Annotated in this window: 13 protein-coding genes; 9 read left to right on the top strand and 4 right to left on the bottom strand. The window is 69.6% G+C overall.

Going from position 1 to position 14,384, the window contains the following annotated elements:
* Positions 1-9 precede the first annotated feature (9 nt).
* Both ABB33_RS13655 and ABB33_RS13650 read right to left on the bottom strand, forming a co-directional pair.
* A complete protein-coding gene (locus ABB33_RS13655) occupies positions 10-432 on the bottom strand; it encodes an HIT domain-containing protein (protein WP_054666665.1) in 423 nt (140 codons plus the stop codon).
* A complete protein-coding gene (locus ABB33_RS13650) occupies positions 429-1,088 on the bottom strand; it encodes a dienelactone hydrolase family protein (RefSeq protein ID WP_054668713.1) in 660 nt (219 codons plus the stop codon). Before ABB33_RS13650 ends, ABB33_RS13655 begins: the two co-directional genes overlap by 4 nt.
* 142 nt (positions 1,089-1,230) lie before the next feature.
* On the opposite strand from ABB33_RS13650, the gene rimO reads away from it, so the two are divergent.
* The gene (gene rimO, locus ABB33_RS13645) at positions 1,231-2,592 is read left to right on the top strand and encodes a 30S ribosomal protein S12 methylthiotransferase RimO (RefSeq protein ID WP_054666663.1); all 1,362 of its coding nucleotides are present in this window, start codon (positions 1,231-1,233) and stop codon (positions 2,590-2,592) included.
* The gene (locus ABB33_RS13640; RefSeq protein ID WP_056932469.1) at positions 2,589-3,452 is read left to right on the top strand and encodes a DUF3025 domain-containing protein; all 864 of its coding nucleotides are present in this window, start codon (positions 2,589-2,591) and stop codon (positions 3,450-3,452) included. Before rimO ends, ABB33_RS13640 begins: the two co-directional genes overlap by 4 nt.
* Positions 3,453-3,606: 154 nt before the next feature.
* Here ABB33_RS13640 and greB read toward each other — a convergent pair whose 3' ends face one another.
* Both greB and ABB33_RS13630 read right to left on the bottom strand, forming a co-directional pair.
* The gene (gene greB / locus ABB33_RS13635; protein ID WP_056932468.1) at positions 3,607-4,113 is read right to left on the bottom strand and encodes a transcription elongation factor GreB; all 507 of its coding nucleotides are present in this window, start codon (positions 4,111-4,113) and stop codon (positions 3,607-3,609) included.
* A 284-nt stretch (positions 4,114-4,397) separates the two neighbouring features.
* Positions 4,398-5,903: a helicase HerA-like domain-containing protein gene (locus ABB33_RS13630; protein WP_056932467.1), complete on the bottom strand. Its 1,506-nt coding sequence runs from the start codon at positions 5,901-5,903 to the stop codon at positions 4,398-4,400.
* Positions 5,904-6,024: 121 nt separating this feature from the next.
* On the opposite strand from ABB33_RS13630, the gene ABB33_RS13625 reads away from it, so the two are divergent.
* The 7 genes from ABB33_RS13625 to alaS all read left to right on the top strand — a co-directional run.
* Entirely contained in the window at positions 6,025-7,605 is a 1,581-nt protein-coding gene (locus ABB33_RS13625; protein WP_056932472.1) for a transglycosylase SLT domain-containing protein, read from the top strand.
* A 77-nt stretch (positions 7,606-7,682) separates the two neighbouring features.
* The gene (locus ABB33_RS13620) at positions 7,683-8,180 is read left to right on the top strand and encodes a CinA family protein (RefSeq protein ID WP_054666655.1); all 498 of its coding nucleotides are present in this window, start codon (positions 7,683-7,685) and stop codon (positions 8,178-8,180) included.
* A 37-nt stretch (positions 8,181-8,217) separates the two neighbouring features.
* On the top strand, positions 8,218-9,897 hold the full coding sequence (gene ubiB / locus ABB33_RS13615) for a 2-polyprenylphenol 6-hydroxylase (RefSeq protein WP_054666653.1): 1,680 nt from the start codon (positions 8,218-8,220) through the stop codon (positions 9,895-9,897).
* Between the two features lie 89 nt (positions 9,898-9,986).
* A complete protein-coding gene (gene lexA, locus ABB33_RS13610; protein WP_054666651.1) occupies positions 9,987-10,628 on the top strand; it encodes a transcriptional repressor LexA in 642 nt (213 codons plus the stop codon).
* A 183-nt stretch (positions 10,629-10,811) separates the two neighbouring features.
* Positions 10,812-11,846: a recombinase RecA gene (gene recA / locus ABB33_RS13605; RefSeq protein ID WP_054666650.1), complete on the top strand. Its 1,035-nt coding sequence runs from the start codon at positions 10,812-10,814 to the stop codon at positions 11,844-11,846.
* 105 nt (positions 11,847-11,951) lie between these two features.
* Positions 11,952-12,443 carry a recombination regulator RecX gene (recX, locus tag ABB33_RS13600; protein WP_056932466.1) on the top strand — a complete coding sequence of 164 codons (492 nt, stop codon included), beginning with the start codon at positions 11,952-11,954 and terminating at the stop codon, positions 12,441-12,443.
* A gap of 98 nt (positions 12,444-12,541) precedes the next feature.
* Positions 12,542-14,384 (top strand): alanine--tRNA ligase (alaS, locus tag ABB33_RS13595; RefSeq protein WP_056932465.1); only part of this gene is annotated, 1,843 nt, incomplete at its 3' end.

The following is a 14,384-nucleotide window of genomic DNA, read 5'->3' as shown; positions in this document are numbered from 1 at the left end:
AAGTGGCGGCTATCGTAGCCGCTGGCGCCAGATTTCGACACGCTCGGCCAGCACCCCGGGGTCGAAGCGCTGCGCCGGGCCGCTGCCCCAGACCGGGCCGGGCCAGGCGGCATCGCCTTCGTGGCGGCCGACCAGGTGGATGTGCAGCTGCGGCACGATGTTGCCCAGCGCGCCGATGTTGAGCTTGGTGACATTGGGCTTCTGCTTCAGGTGGCGCGAGACCTGGTTGATCTCGGCCAGCAGCAGGCGCTGCTGGCTGCCGTCCAGGTCGATCCACTCGCTGGCGCCGGGGACGCGCGGGACCAGCACGACCCAGGGGAAGCGGTCGTCGTTCATCAGGCGGATCTGGGACAGCGGGCCGTCGGCGATCAGGACGCTGTCGGCGGCAAGGCGGGTGTCAAGCTCGAAATCGGACGTCACAACTTCGGTCATCGCAGGTTCTCGCTGAGGAAGGCCAAGGTGCGTTCGCGCGCCAGCGCGGCGCTCGGAGCGTGGTAATGCGCGCCGACCTCGCGGTTGAAGGCGTGGCCGGCCGGGTACACGTATACCTGCATCGACGGTTGCTTTTCACGGTGCGCTGCAACGGCGGCCGGTGGGATCGAGGGGTCCTGCGCGCCGAAATGGAAGATCGCCGGGGCCTTGAACGGCGCATCCAGGAACGGCACGTTGCGTGCGCCGTAATAGCTGGCCGAGGGCAGGCCAAGCCGCTGCGCGGCGAGCAGGGCGATGGTGCCGCCCCAGCAGTAACCCACGGTCCCGACCTTGCCGTGGCCGGACAGGGCGCGCGCGGCGGCATCGACGATGTCCACGGCGCGGTCCACGCCCAGCGCGTCCACCAGCGCCTTGCCCCGGGCGGTGCCGGCGGCGTCGTAGTCCAGCTCCAGCCCCGGTTCGATCGGGTCGAAGAAGGAGGGGGCCAGCACCGCGTAGCCCTCGCCTGCGTACTGGTCGGCGACGTGGCGGACATGGGCGTTGGCGCCGAAGATCTCCTGGATCACCACCAGCCCGCCACGCGCGGGGCCGTCGGGCAGGGCCTGCCAGGCGCGTACCGGGCCATGGGCGGTTGCGAGGGTGATCCAGTGGTTCATGGGCGACTCCGTGGCGCGCGGGGAATGGTCGATGCCCATGTTAAGGCCGCTGCCGGGTAGCGCCGGCACCCGGCCGGTATAATCGCCGCCCTCACGGCCCCGCGGCCATTCCGGCCCCGGCCTTACAGAACCGCCAGACCCCATGTCCCAGCTGAACCCCAAAGTCGGCTTCGTCAGCCTTGGCTGCCCGAAGGCCCTCGTCGATTCCGAGCGTATCCTCACCCAGTTGCGGGTGGAGGGCTACGACATCGTGCCGTCCTACGACTCGGCCGACGTCGTGGTGGTCAATACCTGCGGCTTCATCGACTCGGCCGTGGCCGAATCGCTGGACGCCATCGGCGAGGCGATGAACGAGAACGGCAAGGTCATCGTCACCGGCTGCCTGGGCAAGAAGTCGGAGATGATCCGCGAGCAGTACCCGGACGTACTGTCGGTGTCCGGGCCGCAGGATTACACCAGCGTGATGGACGCGGTGCATGCCGCGCTGCCGCCCAGGCACGACCCGTTCGTGGACCTGGTGCCGGATTACGGGATCAAGCTGACCCCGCGCCACTATGCCTACCTGAAGATTTCCGAGGGCTGCAACCACCGCTGCAGCTTCTGCATCATCCCGTCGATGCGCGGCGACCTGGTGTCGCGCCCGGTGGAGGACGTGCTGCGCGAGGCCGAGCGCCTGGTCAAGGGCGGCGTGCGCGAACTGCTGGTGGTGTCGCAGGACACCTCGGCCTACGGCGTGGACCGCAAGTACGCGCCGGGCACCTGGCGCGGCAGGGAGTACGCCACGCGCATGAAGGCGCTGTGCGAGGGCCTGTCCGAGCTGGACGCATGGAGCCGCCTGCACTACGTCTACCCGTATCCGCACGTGGACGACATCGTGCCGCTGATGGCCGAGGGCAGGGTCCTGCCGTACCTGGACATCCCGTTCCAGCACGCCAGCCCGCGCATCCTCAAGCTGATGAAGCGCCCGGGCGCGGTCGACAAGACCCTGGAACGGGTGCTGCGCTGGCGCGAAACCTGCCCGGACATCACCGTGCGCTCGACCTTCATCGTCGGCTTCCCGGGCGAGACCGAGGCCGAGTTCGAGCAGCTGCTCGAGTTCCTCGATGCCGCCCAGCTCGACCGCGTCGGCGCCTTCGCCTACTCGCCGGTGGAAGGGGCGACCGCCAACCAGCTGCCGGACCCGGTGCCTGAAGCAGTGAAGCAGGAGCGTCTGGCGCGCTTCATGGAGAAGCAGGCGGCCATTTCCGCGGCCAGGCTCGAGGCCAAGGTCGGCAGCGTGCAGCAATGCCTGGTGGACGCCATCGAGGACGGCATCGCGGTGGCGCGCTCCAAGGCCGATGCGCCTGAGATCGACGGCCTGGTGCATATCCAGAATGCCGACGCGGCGGGGCTGCGCGTGGGCGATTTCGTCGACGTGGAAATCACCGACAGCGATGAGCACGACCTGTTCGGCGACGCGCTCGTCAAGCCGGGCGCCACGCCGTTCGACCTCAAGGTGCTGTGACCGGCCAGCCGCGTGGCGCGCGCGCGGCGCAGGACGATGCCGGCGCTGGCATCGGTCCGGATCGGCGGCGCTTCGTCGCGCCGCCGCGCGGGCAGGTCGATCCGGCGTGTTTCGGGCATCCGTTGCTGGAGTGCGATGCCGCTCACCGCACGCTGCTGGTGGCGACGGAATGGCCGGATATCGATGCGCTCAACGCGGCGCTGCCGCTGCCTGGGCGGCGCTTCGTGGTGCAGGACAAGGCGCTGCTCGGCGATGGCCTGCACTATGAAACGCGCATCGCCGCGCAGGGGCGCATCGCCACCCGCCCGGAGAACTGGCACGACCTGTTCAACGCGCTGGTCTGGGCGCGTTTCCCGGCGATCAAGTCGGCGCTCAACGCGCGCCAGTGCCTGCATATCGACGCGATGGGTCCGCAGCGGCGCAACCGTGCGCAGCAGGCGCTGCCCCAGTTCGACGAATGCGGGGTGATCGTGCGCATTGCCGATCCGGCCCTGCTGCCGCTGTGGGATGGCCATCGCTGGCACGCGCTGTTCGCCGCGCAGGCCGCGCGCTGGCATGACGGCGGCATCGGCGTGGCCGCGGTGATCGGGCACGCGCTGATGGAGCAGGCGCTGGTACCCGGGCGGCGCCTGGTCGGGCGCTGCGTGGCGGTGCAGGGCACGGACGATGCGGCCTGCGTGGCGCGCGTGGCCGCGGCGATAGCCGCCGGCGAGATCCTCGGCGATCCGCTGCAGCTGCGTCCGCTGCCGCTGGCCGGGGTGCCGGGCTGGCAGCCGCGGCAGGACGACGCCTTCTACGCCGAAGCCGGCTATTTCCGGCCGCTGCGCGAAGGGCGCACGTACCCCGGGCCGCTGCGCTGACGGATTCCGGGTTCGTCGGGCATGGTGCGCGCGTCCGGCCATGCGGGGGTTGCCGGGTGGGCGTGCAGGCCAGCTGGCCTGGCCGGCGCAGGGCCGGGGGCGGGGCCCGGTCGCACGGCCGTTGCGGGCCGGCTCGCCGCGCCGTGGCGGGGCATCACCCGGCGTCGTAGTCGATGCCGATGATGGCGAACCCCTGCCGTCCGCCGGGCAGTTCCACCTCGAATTCGTCGTCGATGCGCCTTTTCAGCAGCGCGCGGGCCAGCGGCGAATCGATGCTGATCCAGCCAGCGGTCGCATCGGTTTCATCCGGGCCGACGATGCGGTAGACGTGGACCTGGCCGGACTGGACGTTCTCCAGTTCCACCGTGGCGCCGAAGAACACCGCCTGCGGGTCGCTGGGGCGGGTATCCACCACCCGCAGCGCTTCCAGGCGCTTGCTCAGGTAGCGCACGCGGCGGTCGATCTCGCCGAGCTGCTTCTTGCGGTAGGTGTACTCGGCGTTCTCCGAGCGGTCGCCTTCGGCCGCGGCGGCGGCCAGCGCCTTGACCACTTCGGGCCGGCGCTGGCGCCACAGCTCGTCCAGTTCGGCCTTCAGCCGCGCATGGCCCCGGGCGGTGATCAGGGCGGTGCTTTTTTCTGCAGGGGGGCGCCAGCGGCTCATTGCGATGGAACATCGGGAAGACCGGGCGCATGGTAGCCGCGCACGCGTGCGCCAGGCCAATCGATGGCCGAAGCTGCGGCGCATCGACATGGATGCCGGGCACGGCCGATCCTGCCGCTGCGCAAGCCACCCACGGCGGCGACGCCGCCGCGGACGACACCATTGCGGTCGGGGCCGATGCACGGGGCCATCGCGGCCGGCGGCAGGGCGACCCCCACCGTCGCATCGAGGCGCGCGGTTCGATGGCGCCCACAGGTGAAAGCGATGGCGGCCGCGGACAGCGGTCAGCGCTTGCCGCCGAATATCCCGCCGAGGATGCCGCGCACGATCTGGTTGCCCAGTTTGGTGCCGACCGTGCGCGTGGTCTGCTTGGCCATGGTCTCGATCATGCCCTGGCGGCGCCTGGTGCCGAAGATGGCGTCCTTGATGGCCTGGCTGAAGCCGCCTTCCTGGCCATCGTCCTGTTCGCGGGTGCGGGCGGCCGGCGCCTTGGCCTGTTCGGCTGCCTGCTGCGTGCGCCGGGCCAGGATCTCGGCCGCCGATTCGCGGTTGACCGCGTTGTCGTAGCGTCCTCCCACGGGGCTGCCGGCACGCACCTGGGCACGCTCGGCATCGGTGATCGACCCCATGCGGCAGCGTGGCGGTGCCACCAGGGTCTTCTGCACGGGCGAAGGCACCCCCTTGTCCTGCAGGGTGGACACCAGTGCCTCGCCGGTGCCCAGCTGCGACAGCGTGGCGACCACGTCGAGCCGGGGGTTCGGGACGAAGGTCTCGGCCGCGGTCTTCACCGCCTTCTGGTCGCGCGGGGTGAAGGCGCGCAGCGCGTGCTGCACGCGGTTGCCGAGCTGGCCGAGGATGTTGGCCGGGACGTCGTCGGGGAACTGCGAGCAGAAATACACGCCCACGCCCTTGGAGCGGATCAGCCGCACCACCTGCTCGATGCGCTGCACCAGCGCGGCCGGGGCGTCGTCGAACAGCAGGTGCGCCTCGTCGAAGATGAAGACCAGCTTCGGCTTCTCCAGGTCGCCCACTTCCGGCAGTTTCTCGAACAGCTCGGACAGCAGCCACAGGAGGAAGGTCGAATACAGGCGCGGCTTGAGGATCAGCTGCGCCGCGGCGAGGATGCCGATCACCCCGCGGCCGTCGTGGTTGATGCGCATGATGTCGGCCAGTTCCAGCGCCGGTTCGCCGAAGAACTTCTCGCCGCCGTCCTGCGACAGGCGCAGCAGCGCACGCTGGATCGCCGCCACCGACTGCGCGCTGACCAGCCCGTACTCGGTGGACACGTCCTTGCGCTCCTCGGCCACCAGGTTGAGCAGGGCGCGCAGGTCGTCAAGGTCGAGCAGCAGCAGGCCGCGGTCGTCGGCCAGCTTGAACACGATGTCGAGCACCCCGGCCTGGGTGTCGTTGAGTTCGAGGATGCGCGCCAGCAGGGTCGGCCCCATCTCGCTGACCGTGGTCCGCACCGGGTGGCCGAGCTGGCCGTACAGGTCCCAGAACACCACCGGGCTGGCGGCCGGGGCATAGCCGGCCACGCCGATCTCGGCGGCGCGCTGGGCCAGCTTCTCGCCGCCGTCGCCGGGCACGGCCAGGCCGGCCACGTCGCCCTTCACGTCGGCCAGGAACACCGGTACGCCCAGCCGCGAGAAGCCCTCGGCCAGGGTCATCAGCGTCACCGTCTTGCCGGTGCCGGTGGCGCCGGCCACCAGGCCATGGCGGTTGCCGAAGCGCGGAAGCAGGGTGACGGCGATGTCGTCGGTGATGCCCTTGCCGATCAGGATGGGGTCCATGCAGTGCTCCCGGATGTTCGTGGGTGGATTCTAGCTGCCGACTGTATCGCCTGATCGTTCCGGTTGCCGGGCAGCGAGGCCGGCGGCTACCCTGCCAGCCTTTCCGCCCGTAATGCCGCTGATGCCCGCTTCCGTTCCGTCCGCCCGTCGTTGCTCGCTGCTGGTCGCCGCCTCGCTGCTGATCGCCATTCCCACCGCGCATGCGCAGCGCGTGTCCGCCCGCGACAAGGGGCGGATCGAGGCGATCGAACAGCGCATGGCCGCGGCCGAGAAGCGCTATACCGACGCGCTGCTGCTGGTCGCCAACGCCGACCCCAAGGGCACCGCCGAGGGCAATGCGGCGCTGGAGGACATGGAGGACGTGATCGACGCCTGCATCGGCCAGAAGGGCTGCCAGGTGGGCAACCTGCTGTCCACTTACAAGCGGCTGCTGAAGAAGCAGGCCGATGACAGCGCCGGCGATGCCGCGGACGAGGCCGGCGACACGCTGGAGGCAGACCCCGACCATGTCGGCCCGCTGGTGGCCGATGTGCCGGAGGCCGCCCGCGCCGCGGCGCTGCTCAACGACCACCGCCATGCCTTCGACGAGATGGTCGAATACAACCCGGCCATCCAGGCCGGTATCCGCCGCTGGCTGACCGACATGCGCCCGGCGCTGCTGACCAGCTACGAGAACTACATGAACCTGCGTGCGGTGATGTGGCCGGAGTGGGAAAAGCGCGGTCTGCCGGAGGCGCTGCTGTTCGGCATCATGGCCAAGGAGTCCAACGGCCGCGTGCACGCCTCCTCGCGGGCGGGGGCGGCGGGGCTGATGCAGTTCATGCCGGCCACCGGCCGCCGCTTCGGTCTCGGCCCGGACGGCACCGGCTTCGATACCCGCTTCGACGCGCGCAGTGCCGCCGAGGCCAGCGCCTCCTACATGAACGAGCGCATGGGCCAGCTCAACCGCAACATCGAGCTGGCGCTGGCCGCCTACAACGGTGGCGAAGGCCGCGCGCTGCGGGTGTTCAACCAGGGCGGCGGGCAGGGCTTCTGGACCGATTCGATCTACAACCAGTTCCCGGGCGAGACCAAGGACTACGTGCCGATGGTGATCGCCGCGGCGTGGATCTTCCTGCACCCGCAGCAGTACGGCGTCGAGTTCCCCAAGGTCAACGCGCAGCCGGCGACGATCCGCCTGGCCAGGTCCACCACGATCTACGAACTGACCATCTGCCTTGGCAGCGCCGGTACCCGCGACGGCTACATGCGCGTGCTGCGCAACCTCAACCCGCGCTACGAGGCCGATGGCTGGATTCCCGCCGGCACCACCATCAATGCCACCACCCGCATCGCCGGGCTGTACAACCGGCATTGCGTGAACGGACCGCGCGCGGACCTGGCGCGGGCATTGATCACCGCCGACGTGAATGCCGCGATCAAGCGGCCGCAGGCCGCCAGCTACACCGGCAACGTGGCGGTGGGCGACGTGCAGGCGATGCAGGCGGCCGCGCCTGCCGCCACCGCGCCGGTCGCGCCGGCACGCCCGGCGCGGCGCCCGGCCGCGCGCAGCTACAAGGTCGCCAAGGGCGACACCCTCGGTCGCATCGCGGCACGTTTCCAGTGCGAGGTGCCGGCCCTGGCGCGTGCCAATGGACTGCGTGCGCCGGCCTATGCGATCAAGCCCGGGCAGACACTGAAGCTGGAAGGCTGCGACCGCTGAGCGCGGCGGACGCGGCGGCGGTTTCGCCGCCGCGCGTTTTTCGTTACAACGGGACAACCGTTCATGCAGGCGACGACATGGCCACCACGCCCGACGATCTCGAACTGGAGCGACTCGCCACCCGCATCGGCGAGCGCCTGCGCGCTGCGCGCGACCGCGTGGTCACCGCCGAGAGCTGCACCGGCGGCTGGATCGCCAAGGCCATGACCGGCGTGGCCGGCTCTTCGGACTGGTTCGACAGCGGCATGGTGGCCTACAGCTACGAAGCCAAGCAGGCGCTGCTCGGGGTGCGCCCGCAGACGCTGGAAAGCCAGGGCGCGGTGAGCCGCGAAACAGTGATCGAGATGGTTTCCGGTGCGCTGGTGCATTCCGGCGCCAGCGTCGCGGTGGCCGTCACCGGCATCGCCGGGCCGGGTGGCGGCAGCGCCGACAAGCCGGTCGGCACGGTGTGGATCGGCTGGAAGCGGCGCGGCGGCTACACCCATGCCGAGCGCTTCCACTTCGACGGCGACCGCGATGCGGTGCGACGGCAGACCGTGGCCCGCGCGCTGGAGGGGTTGGAGGCTCTGCTGTGATGCATGGCCAGCGGCCCCGCTGCGGAGGGCGCGCCTGATGTGGGAGGCGCTGGGTACGGTGCGCGACCTGGGGCGGCTGCAGGAAATTGCCGCCGTCCTGATCCGTTATGGTTTCGGCGACGTGGTCCGCCGCGTCGGCCTGGCCGATGTCCTGCAGCGCGCCGGGCGCCTGCTGCACTGGAACGATCCCGGCCAGATGCTGCAGATGTCCGCGCCGGTGCGGGTGCGGCGGGCGATGGAAGACCTCGGCCCGACCTTCGTCAAGCTGGGGCAGGTGCTGGCCACGCGCGTGGACCTGTTCCCGCCGGAGTGGATCGCCGAGTTCAGCGAACTGCAGAACGCGGTGCCGGCATTGCCCTACGAACAGGTGCGCGGGCAGCTGGAAGCCGACCTCGGTCAGCCGCCGGAACAGGCCTTCGCCCGGCTCGAGCAACGGCCGATGGCCGCGGCCTCGCTGGCGCAGGCGCACCGGGCCTGGCTGCACGACGGCACGCCGGTGGTGCTGAAGGTGCGCCGGCCCGGCATCCGCGAGGTGATCGAGGCCGACCTGCGCCTGCTGGCGCGGCTGGCCGTGATCATCGAGGCGCGCTTGCCGGACCTGCGCCGCTACCGGCCAGCGGAAGTGGTGGAGCAGTTCACCCGGTCGCTGCGCCGCGAGCTGGATTTCGCCGCCGAATGCCGCAATGCCGAGCGCATCGCCGGCAACTTCGCCGGTCATCCGGAGGTGCTGATCCCGCGCGTGCACTGGCAGTGGACCTGCGAGAGCCTCAACGTGCAGGATTTCGTCGACGGCATTCCCGGGCGCGACCTGGACGCGGTCGATGCCGCCGGCTTGGACCGCGTGGCGCTGGCGCACACCGGTGCGTCGATCATCCTCAAGATGGTGCTCGACGACGGTTGTTTCCACGCCGATCCACACCCGGGCAACATTTTCTACATGCCCGATGGCCGCATCGGCATCATCGATTTCGGCATGGTCGGGCGATTGTCCGAGCAGCGCCGCTTCCAGGTAGCGCGGTTGCTGCACGGACTGGTGACCCAGGACCCCGAGGCGGTGACCGACGTGCTGCTGGAGTGGGCCGGTGGCGTGGAGGTGGACGAATCGCGCCTGCAGCAGGACCTGGGCAGTTTCGTCGACCAGTACCGCGGGGTGCCGCTCAAGGACCTGCGCATCGGCCTGATGCTGGGCGAGGTGACCGCCCTGCTGCGACAGTACGGGCTGACCCTGCCGGCCGACCTGGCGTTGATGATCAAGACCTTCCTGACCCTGGAGGGCATGGGCCGGCAGCTGGACCCGGACTTCGACATGGCCGGCGCCGCGCGTCCGTTCCTGGAGCGGATCATGCGCCGCCGTTATGCGCCGCGCGCGGTACTGCGGCGCAGTCGCCGCAGCCTGCTCGGCGCGCTGGACCTGGCCGGCGACCTGCCGCGCGACATGCGCCGCCTGCTGCAGGCCGCGCGCCGTGGGCGCATGCGCCTGATGGTCGACACGCCGGGACTGAAGGGCTTCGGCGACCAGGTCAACCGCGCCGCCAACCGCCTCACCGTCGGCATCGTCACCGCTGCCCTGATCATCGGCTCGTCCATCGTCATGAACAGCATCGGCAGCGGCAGCAACCGCTGGCTGCTGGCGCTGGGCGTGGCCGGCTTCCTCGGCGCCGGCCTGTGCGGGGTGTGGATCCTGTTCTCGATCTGGCGCAGCGGCAGGCGCCCCTAGGCCCGCCTGCCGGTGGCCCGGGAGCGGGCGCGAACCCGGCCGTCCCGAGGTACTTGCGGTGGCGCCAGTTAGTAGTAATACTACTAACCATGGACCTGACCCAGACCCAGCAGGCGATCCTGCAGATGATCGCCGAGCGCATCGATGCGGAAGGCATGCCGCCGTCGCAGACCGAGATCGCCCGCGCCTTCGGCTTCAAGGGGGTGCGCTCGGCGCAATACCACCTGGATGCACTGGAAGCGGCCGGCGCCATCGAGCGGGTGCCGGGCCGGGCGCGGGGCATCCGCCTGGTACGCCCGGCCGAGGAGGCCGATGCCGCCGCACCGCCGGCCGCGGCCGCGGAGCAGGTGCTGCGGCTGCCGGTACTGGGGCGCGTGGCCGCCGGCCTGCCGATCGGCGCGGACATCGGATCGGACGATTTCGTGGTGCTCGACAAGGTGTTCTTCTCGCCGGCGCCGGACTACCTGCTGAAGGTGCAGGGCGATTCGATGATCGACGAGGGCATCTTCGATGGCGACCTGATCGGCGTGCACCGTACCCGCGACGCACGCTCCGGACAGATCGTGGTGGCGCGCATCGACGACGAGATCACGGTCAAGCTGCTCAAGGTCGGCAAGGACCGCATCCGCCTGCTGCCGCGCAATCCGGACTATGCGCCCATCGAGGTCCTCCCGGACCAGGATTTCGCCATCGAAGGGCTGTATTGCGGGCTGCTGAGGCCGAACCGGTGACGGCATTTTCCCCATCGCAGGGGCGATGGTTTTCCTACGGGCGGCAGGTACAGGCGCGGCTGCCGGTATCCTTCCCGCCCCGATAATCTGGCCGCATCGCCAACAGTCTCAGCCTGTGCGATACGCCCCCGCTAAAGTGGACCCATGACGAAATCCATGACATCAACGACGAGGAAGACCCCGATGGACGATAACAAGAAGCGCGCGCTCGCTGCCGCCCTGGGCCAGATCGAAAAGCAGTTCGGCAAGGGGTCGGTGATGCGCATGGGCGACCGCGTGGTCGAGCCCGTCGAGGCGATTCCCACCGGCTCGCTGATGCTGGACATCGCGCTGGGCATCGGCGGCCTGCCCAAGGGTCGCGTGGTCGAGATCTATGGTCCCGAATCCTCGGGCAAGACCACCCTGACCCTGCAGGCCATCGCCGAGTGCCAGAAGCAGGGCGGCACCGCGGCCTTCATCGACGCCGAGCATGCGCTGGACCCGATCTACGCCGCCAAGCTGGGCGTGAACGTGGACGACCTGCTGCTGTCGCAGCCTGACACCGGCGAACAGGCGCTGGAAATCGCCGACATGCTGGTGCGTTCGGGCTCGGTGGACATCCTGGTGATCGACTCGGTCGCCGCGCTGACCCCCAAGGCTGAAATCGAAGGCGAGATGGGCGACCAGCTGCCCGGCCTGCAGGCACGACTGATGAGCCAGGCGCTGCGCAAGCTGACCGGCAACATCAAGCGCTCCAACACCCTGGTGATCTTCATCAACCAGCTGCGCATGAAGATCGGCGTGATGATGCCGGGCCAGAGCCCGGAAACCACCACCGGCGGCAACGCGCTGAAGTTCTACGCCTCGGTGCGCCTGGACATCCGCCGCATCGGCGCGATCAAGAAGGGTGACGAGATCATCGGCAACCAGACCAAGATCAAGGTGGTCAAGAACAAGCTGGCGCCCCCGTTCAAGCAGGTGGTCACCGAGATCCTGTACGGCGAAGGCATCAGCCGCGAAGGCGAACTGATCGACATGGGCGTGGATGCCAAGCTCGTGGAGAAGGCCGGTGCCTGGTACAGCTACGGCGACGAGCGCATCGGCCAGGGCAAGGACAACGCCCGCGGTTACCTGCGCGACAACCCGCAGGTGGCCGCCAGGCTCGAAGCCGAGCTGCGCGAGAAGTTCCAGCCCGCCGATGCCGCGCGTGAGGCCGGTGACGACGCGGACGAGGAGTGATTTTCCCGCGGGGACGGGCGGCGCATCGTCAGTGACGTCGCCCGATCCCCGCGGTTTTCGCCGGTGCATGGCGTGCCCGGCGCCGGTGCAGGGTGATGGCGGGCGATGAACGACAGCGAGGAACGGCCGGGGCGCCGCACCCGGCGACCGCGTGAACAGACGCCGTTGCAGCGCGCGCTCGGGCTGCTGGTGCGGCGGGAACATTCGCGCAAGGAGCTGGGGCGCAAACTCAAGGCACGCGGGGTCGATCCCGAGGCGGTGGACGCCGCGGTGGCGCGGCTGGCCGAGGACGGCTGGCAGGACGACACCCGGTTCGCCGAGGCCCTGGTGCGCAACCGCACCGGTGGCGGCTACGGCCCGCTGCACATCCGTGCCGAACTGGGCACGCATGGCCTGGACAGCGAGGCGATCGAGTCGGCGCTGGCTACCTTCGAGGGCGACTGGGCGGAGCTGGCCAAGGACCTGGTCCGCCGCCGTTTCGGCCCCGACGGGCCCCAGGACCTGGCGCAGCGCCGCAAGGCCGCGGACATGCTGGCCCGGCGCGGCTTCGATGGCGGCTGCATCCGCAAGGCCACCCGCTACGATCCTGAGGACTGAACGGACCGGGCCTGATACCCTTTCAGGGTTTCGGCCGTCCCGGGTCCACGCACCGCGTGGGGAGCCGGCTGCCGCCAGCCCGCCTATCGCCAGTCCTCATGAATACACCCGTAAAGTTCACCACCTCACAGATCCGCGCCGACTTCCTCGAATTCTTCAAGGGGAAGGGCCACACCATCGTGCCTTCGGCGCCGCTGGTGCCGGGCAACGACCCGACCCTGCTGTTCACCAATTCCGGCATGGTGCAGTTCAAGGATGTGTTCCTGGGCGCGGAGAAGCGCAGTTATGTGCGCGCAGCCGACGTCCAGCGCTGCCTGCGCGCCGGCGGCAAGCACAACGACCTCGACTCGGTCGGCTACACCGCCCGCCACCACACCTTCTTCGAGATGCTGGGCAACTGGTCCTTCGGCGACTACTTCAAGAAGGACGCCATCGCCTGGGCATGGGAGCTGCTGACCCAGGTCTGGAAGCTGCCGGCCGAGCGCCTGCTGGTCACCGTCTACCACAACGACGACGAGGCCTACGCGCTTTGGCGCGACATGATCGGCGTGCCGGAAGCGCGCATCGTGCGCATCGGCGACAACAAGGGCGCGCCGTATGCCTCGGATAATTTCTGGCAGATGGCCGATACCGGCCCGTGTGGCCCGTGCACCGAGATCTTCTTCGACCATGGCGAGCACATCGCCGGTGGCCCGCCGGGCTCGCCGGATGAGGATGGCGACCGCTTCATCGAGATCTGGAACCTGGTGTTCATGCAGTTCGACCGCCAGCCCGACGGCACCCTGGTGCCGCTGCCGGCGCCGTGCGTGGATACCGGCATGGGCCTGGAGCGCCTGGCGGCGATCCTGCAGCACGTGCACACCAACTACGAGATCGACCTGTTCCAGGCGCTGATCCGCCAGGCGGCCGGACTGACCGGCACCGCCGACCTGGAGAACAAGTCGCTGCGCGTGATCGCCGACCATATCCGCGCCTGCTCGTTCCTCATCGTCGATGGCGTGCTGCCGTCCAACGAAGGCCGCGGCTATGTGCTGCGCCGGATCATCCGCCGCGCCCTGCGCCATGGCTGGATGCTGGGCGTGCGCCAGCCGTTCTTCCACAAGCTGGTGCCGACCCTGGTCGAGCAGATGGGTGAGGCCTATCCGGAGCTGCCGGCCGCCGCCACCACGGTGCACAAGGCGCTGCTGGCCGAGGAGGAGCGGTTCGCCGAGACCCTGGACGCGGGCATGAAGATCTTCGACGACGTCGCGGCCAAGGTCGACGATGGCGTCATTCCGGGTGCCGATGCCTTCCGCCTGTACGACACCTATGGCTTCCCGGTCGACCTGACCGCCGACATCGCCCGCGAGCGCGGCATGACGGTGGACATGGCCGGCTTCGACAGCGCCATGGAGCACCAGCGCGAGATGGCGCGCGCCGCCGGCAAGTTCGGCGGTGGCGTGACGCTGCCCGCCGAGCTGGTCGCGACCCTGTCGCCCACCGTCTTCCTGGGGTACGACCAGCAGCACGCCGACGGCCTCAAGGTGGTTGCCCTGCTCAAGGGCGGCCGTCCGGTGGAGGAGGTGCAGGCGGGTGACGAGGTGATCCTGTTCACCGACAGGACGCCGTTCTATGCTGAATCCGGCGGCCAGATTGGCGATACCGGCATGCTGTCCTGCAGCGGCGTGGAGCTTGCGGTTGCCGATACGCAGAAGTTCGCCGGCCAGTTCCACGGCCACGTCGGTACCGTGAAGCAGGGCGTGATCAAGCTCGGCGACATGCTCGCCGGCGGGATCGACAGCGCCCGTCGCGGTGCCACCATCCTCAACCACTCGGCCACCCACCTGCTGCATGCCGCGCTGCGCGAAGTGCTGGGCAGCCATGTGCAGCAGAAGGGCTCGCTGGTGGCGCCGGACCGCCTGCGCTTCGATTTCTCGCATTTCCAGCCGATCAGCAGCGCGG

The sequence above is a fragment of the Stenotrophomonas acidaminiphila genome (assembly GCF_001431595.1).
Taxonomy (GTDB): Bacteria; Pseudomonadota; Gammaproteobacteria; order Xanthomonadales; family Xanthomonadaceae; genus Stenotrophomonas; species Stenotrophomonas acidaminiphila.
The sequence above is the reverse complement of the archived record's forward strand: the minus strand, read 5'-3'. Positions and strand labels throughout refer to the sequence as shown.

Excerpts from the sequence above, each read along its gene's own strand:
- recA (WP_054666650.1), top strand. The coding sequence starts at position 10,812 with ATGGACGATAACAAGAAGCGCGCGCTCGCTGCCGCCCTGGGCCAGATC.
- ABB33_RS13650 (WP_054668713.1), bottom strand. The coding sequence starts at position 1,088 with ATGAACCACTGGATCACCCTCGCAACCGCCCATGGCCCGGTACGCGCC.
- ABB33_RS13655 (WP_054666665.1), bottom strand. The coding sequence starts at position 432 with ATGACCGAAGTTGTGACGTCCGATTTCGAGCTTGACACCCGCCTTGCC.
- recX (WP_056932466.1), top strand. The coding sequence starts at position 11,952 with ATGAACGACAGCGAGGAACGGCCGGGGCGCCGCACCCGGCGACCGCGT.
- ABB33_RS13630 (WP_056932467.1), bottom strand. The coding sequence starts at position 5,903 with ATGGACCCCATCCTGATCGGCAAGGGCATCACCGACGACATCGCCGTC.
- ubiB (WP_054666653.1), top strand. The coding sequence starts at position 8,218 with ATGTGGGAGGCGCTGGGTACGGTGCGCGACCTGGGGCGGCTGCAGGAA.
- lexA (WP_054666651.1), top strand. The coding sequence starts at position 9,987 with ATGGACCTGACCCAGACCCAGCAGGCGATCCTGCAGATGATCGCCGAG.
- ABB33_RS13620 (WP_054666655.1), top strand. The coding sequence starts at position 7,683 with ATGGCCACCACGCCCGACGATCTCGAACTGGAGCGACTCGCCACCCGC.
- rimO (WP_054666663.1), top strand. The coding sequence starts at position 1,231 with ATGTCCCAGCTGAACCCCAAAGTCGGCTTCGTCAGCCTTGGCTGCCCG.
- greB (WP_056932468.1), bottom strand. The coding sequence starts at position 4,113 with ATGAGCCGCTGGCGCCCCCCTGCAGAAAAAAGCACCGCCCTGATCACC.
- ABB33_RS13625 (WP_056932472.1), top strand. The coding sequence starts at position 6,025 with ATGCCCGCTTCCGTTCCGTCCGCCCGTCGTTGCTCGCTGCTGGTCGCC.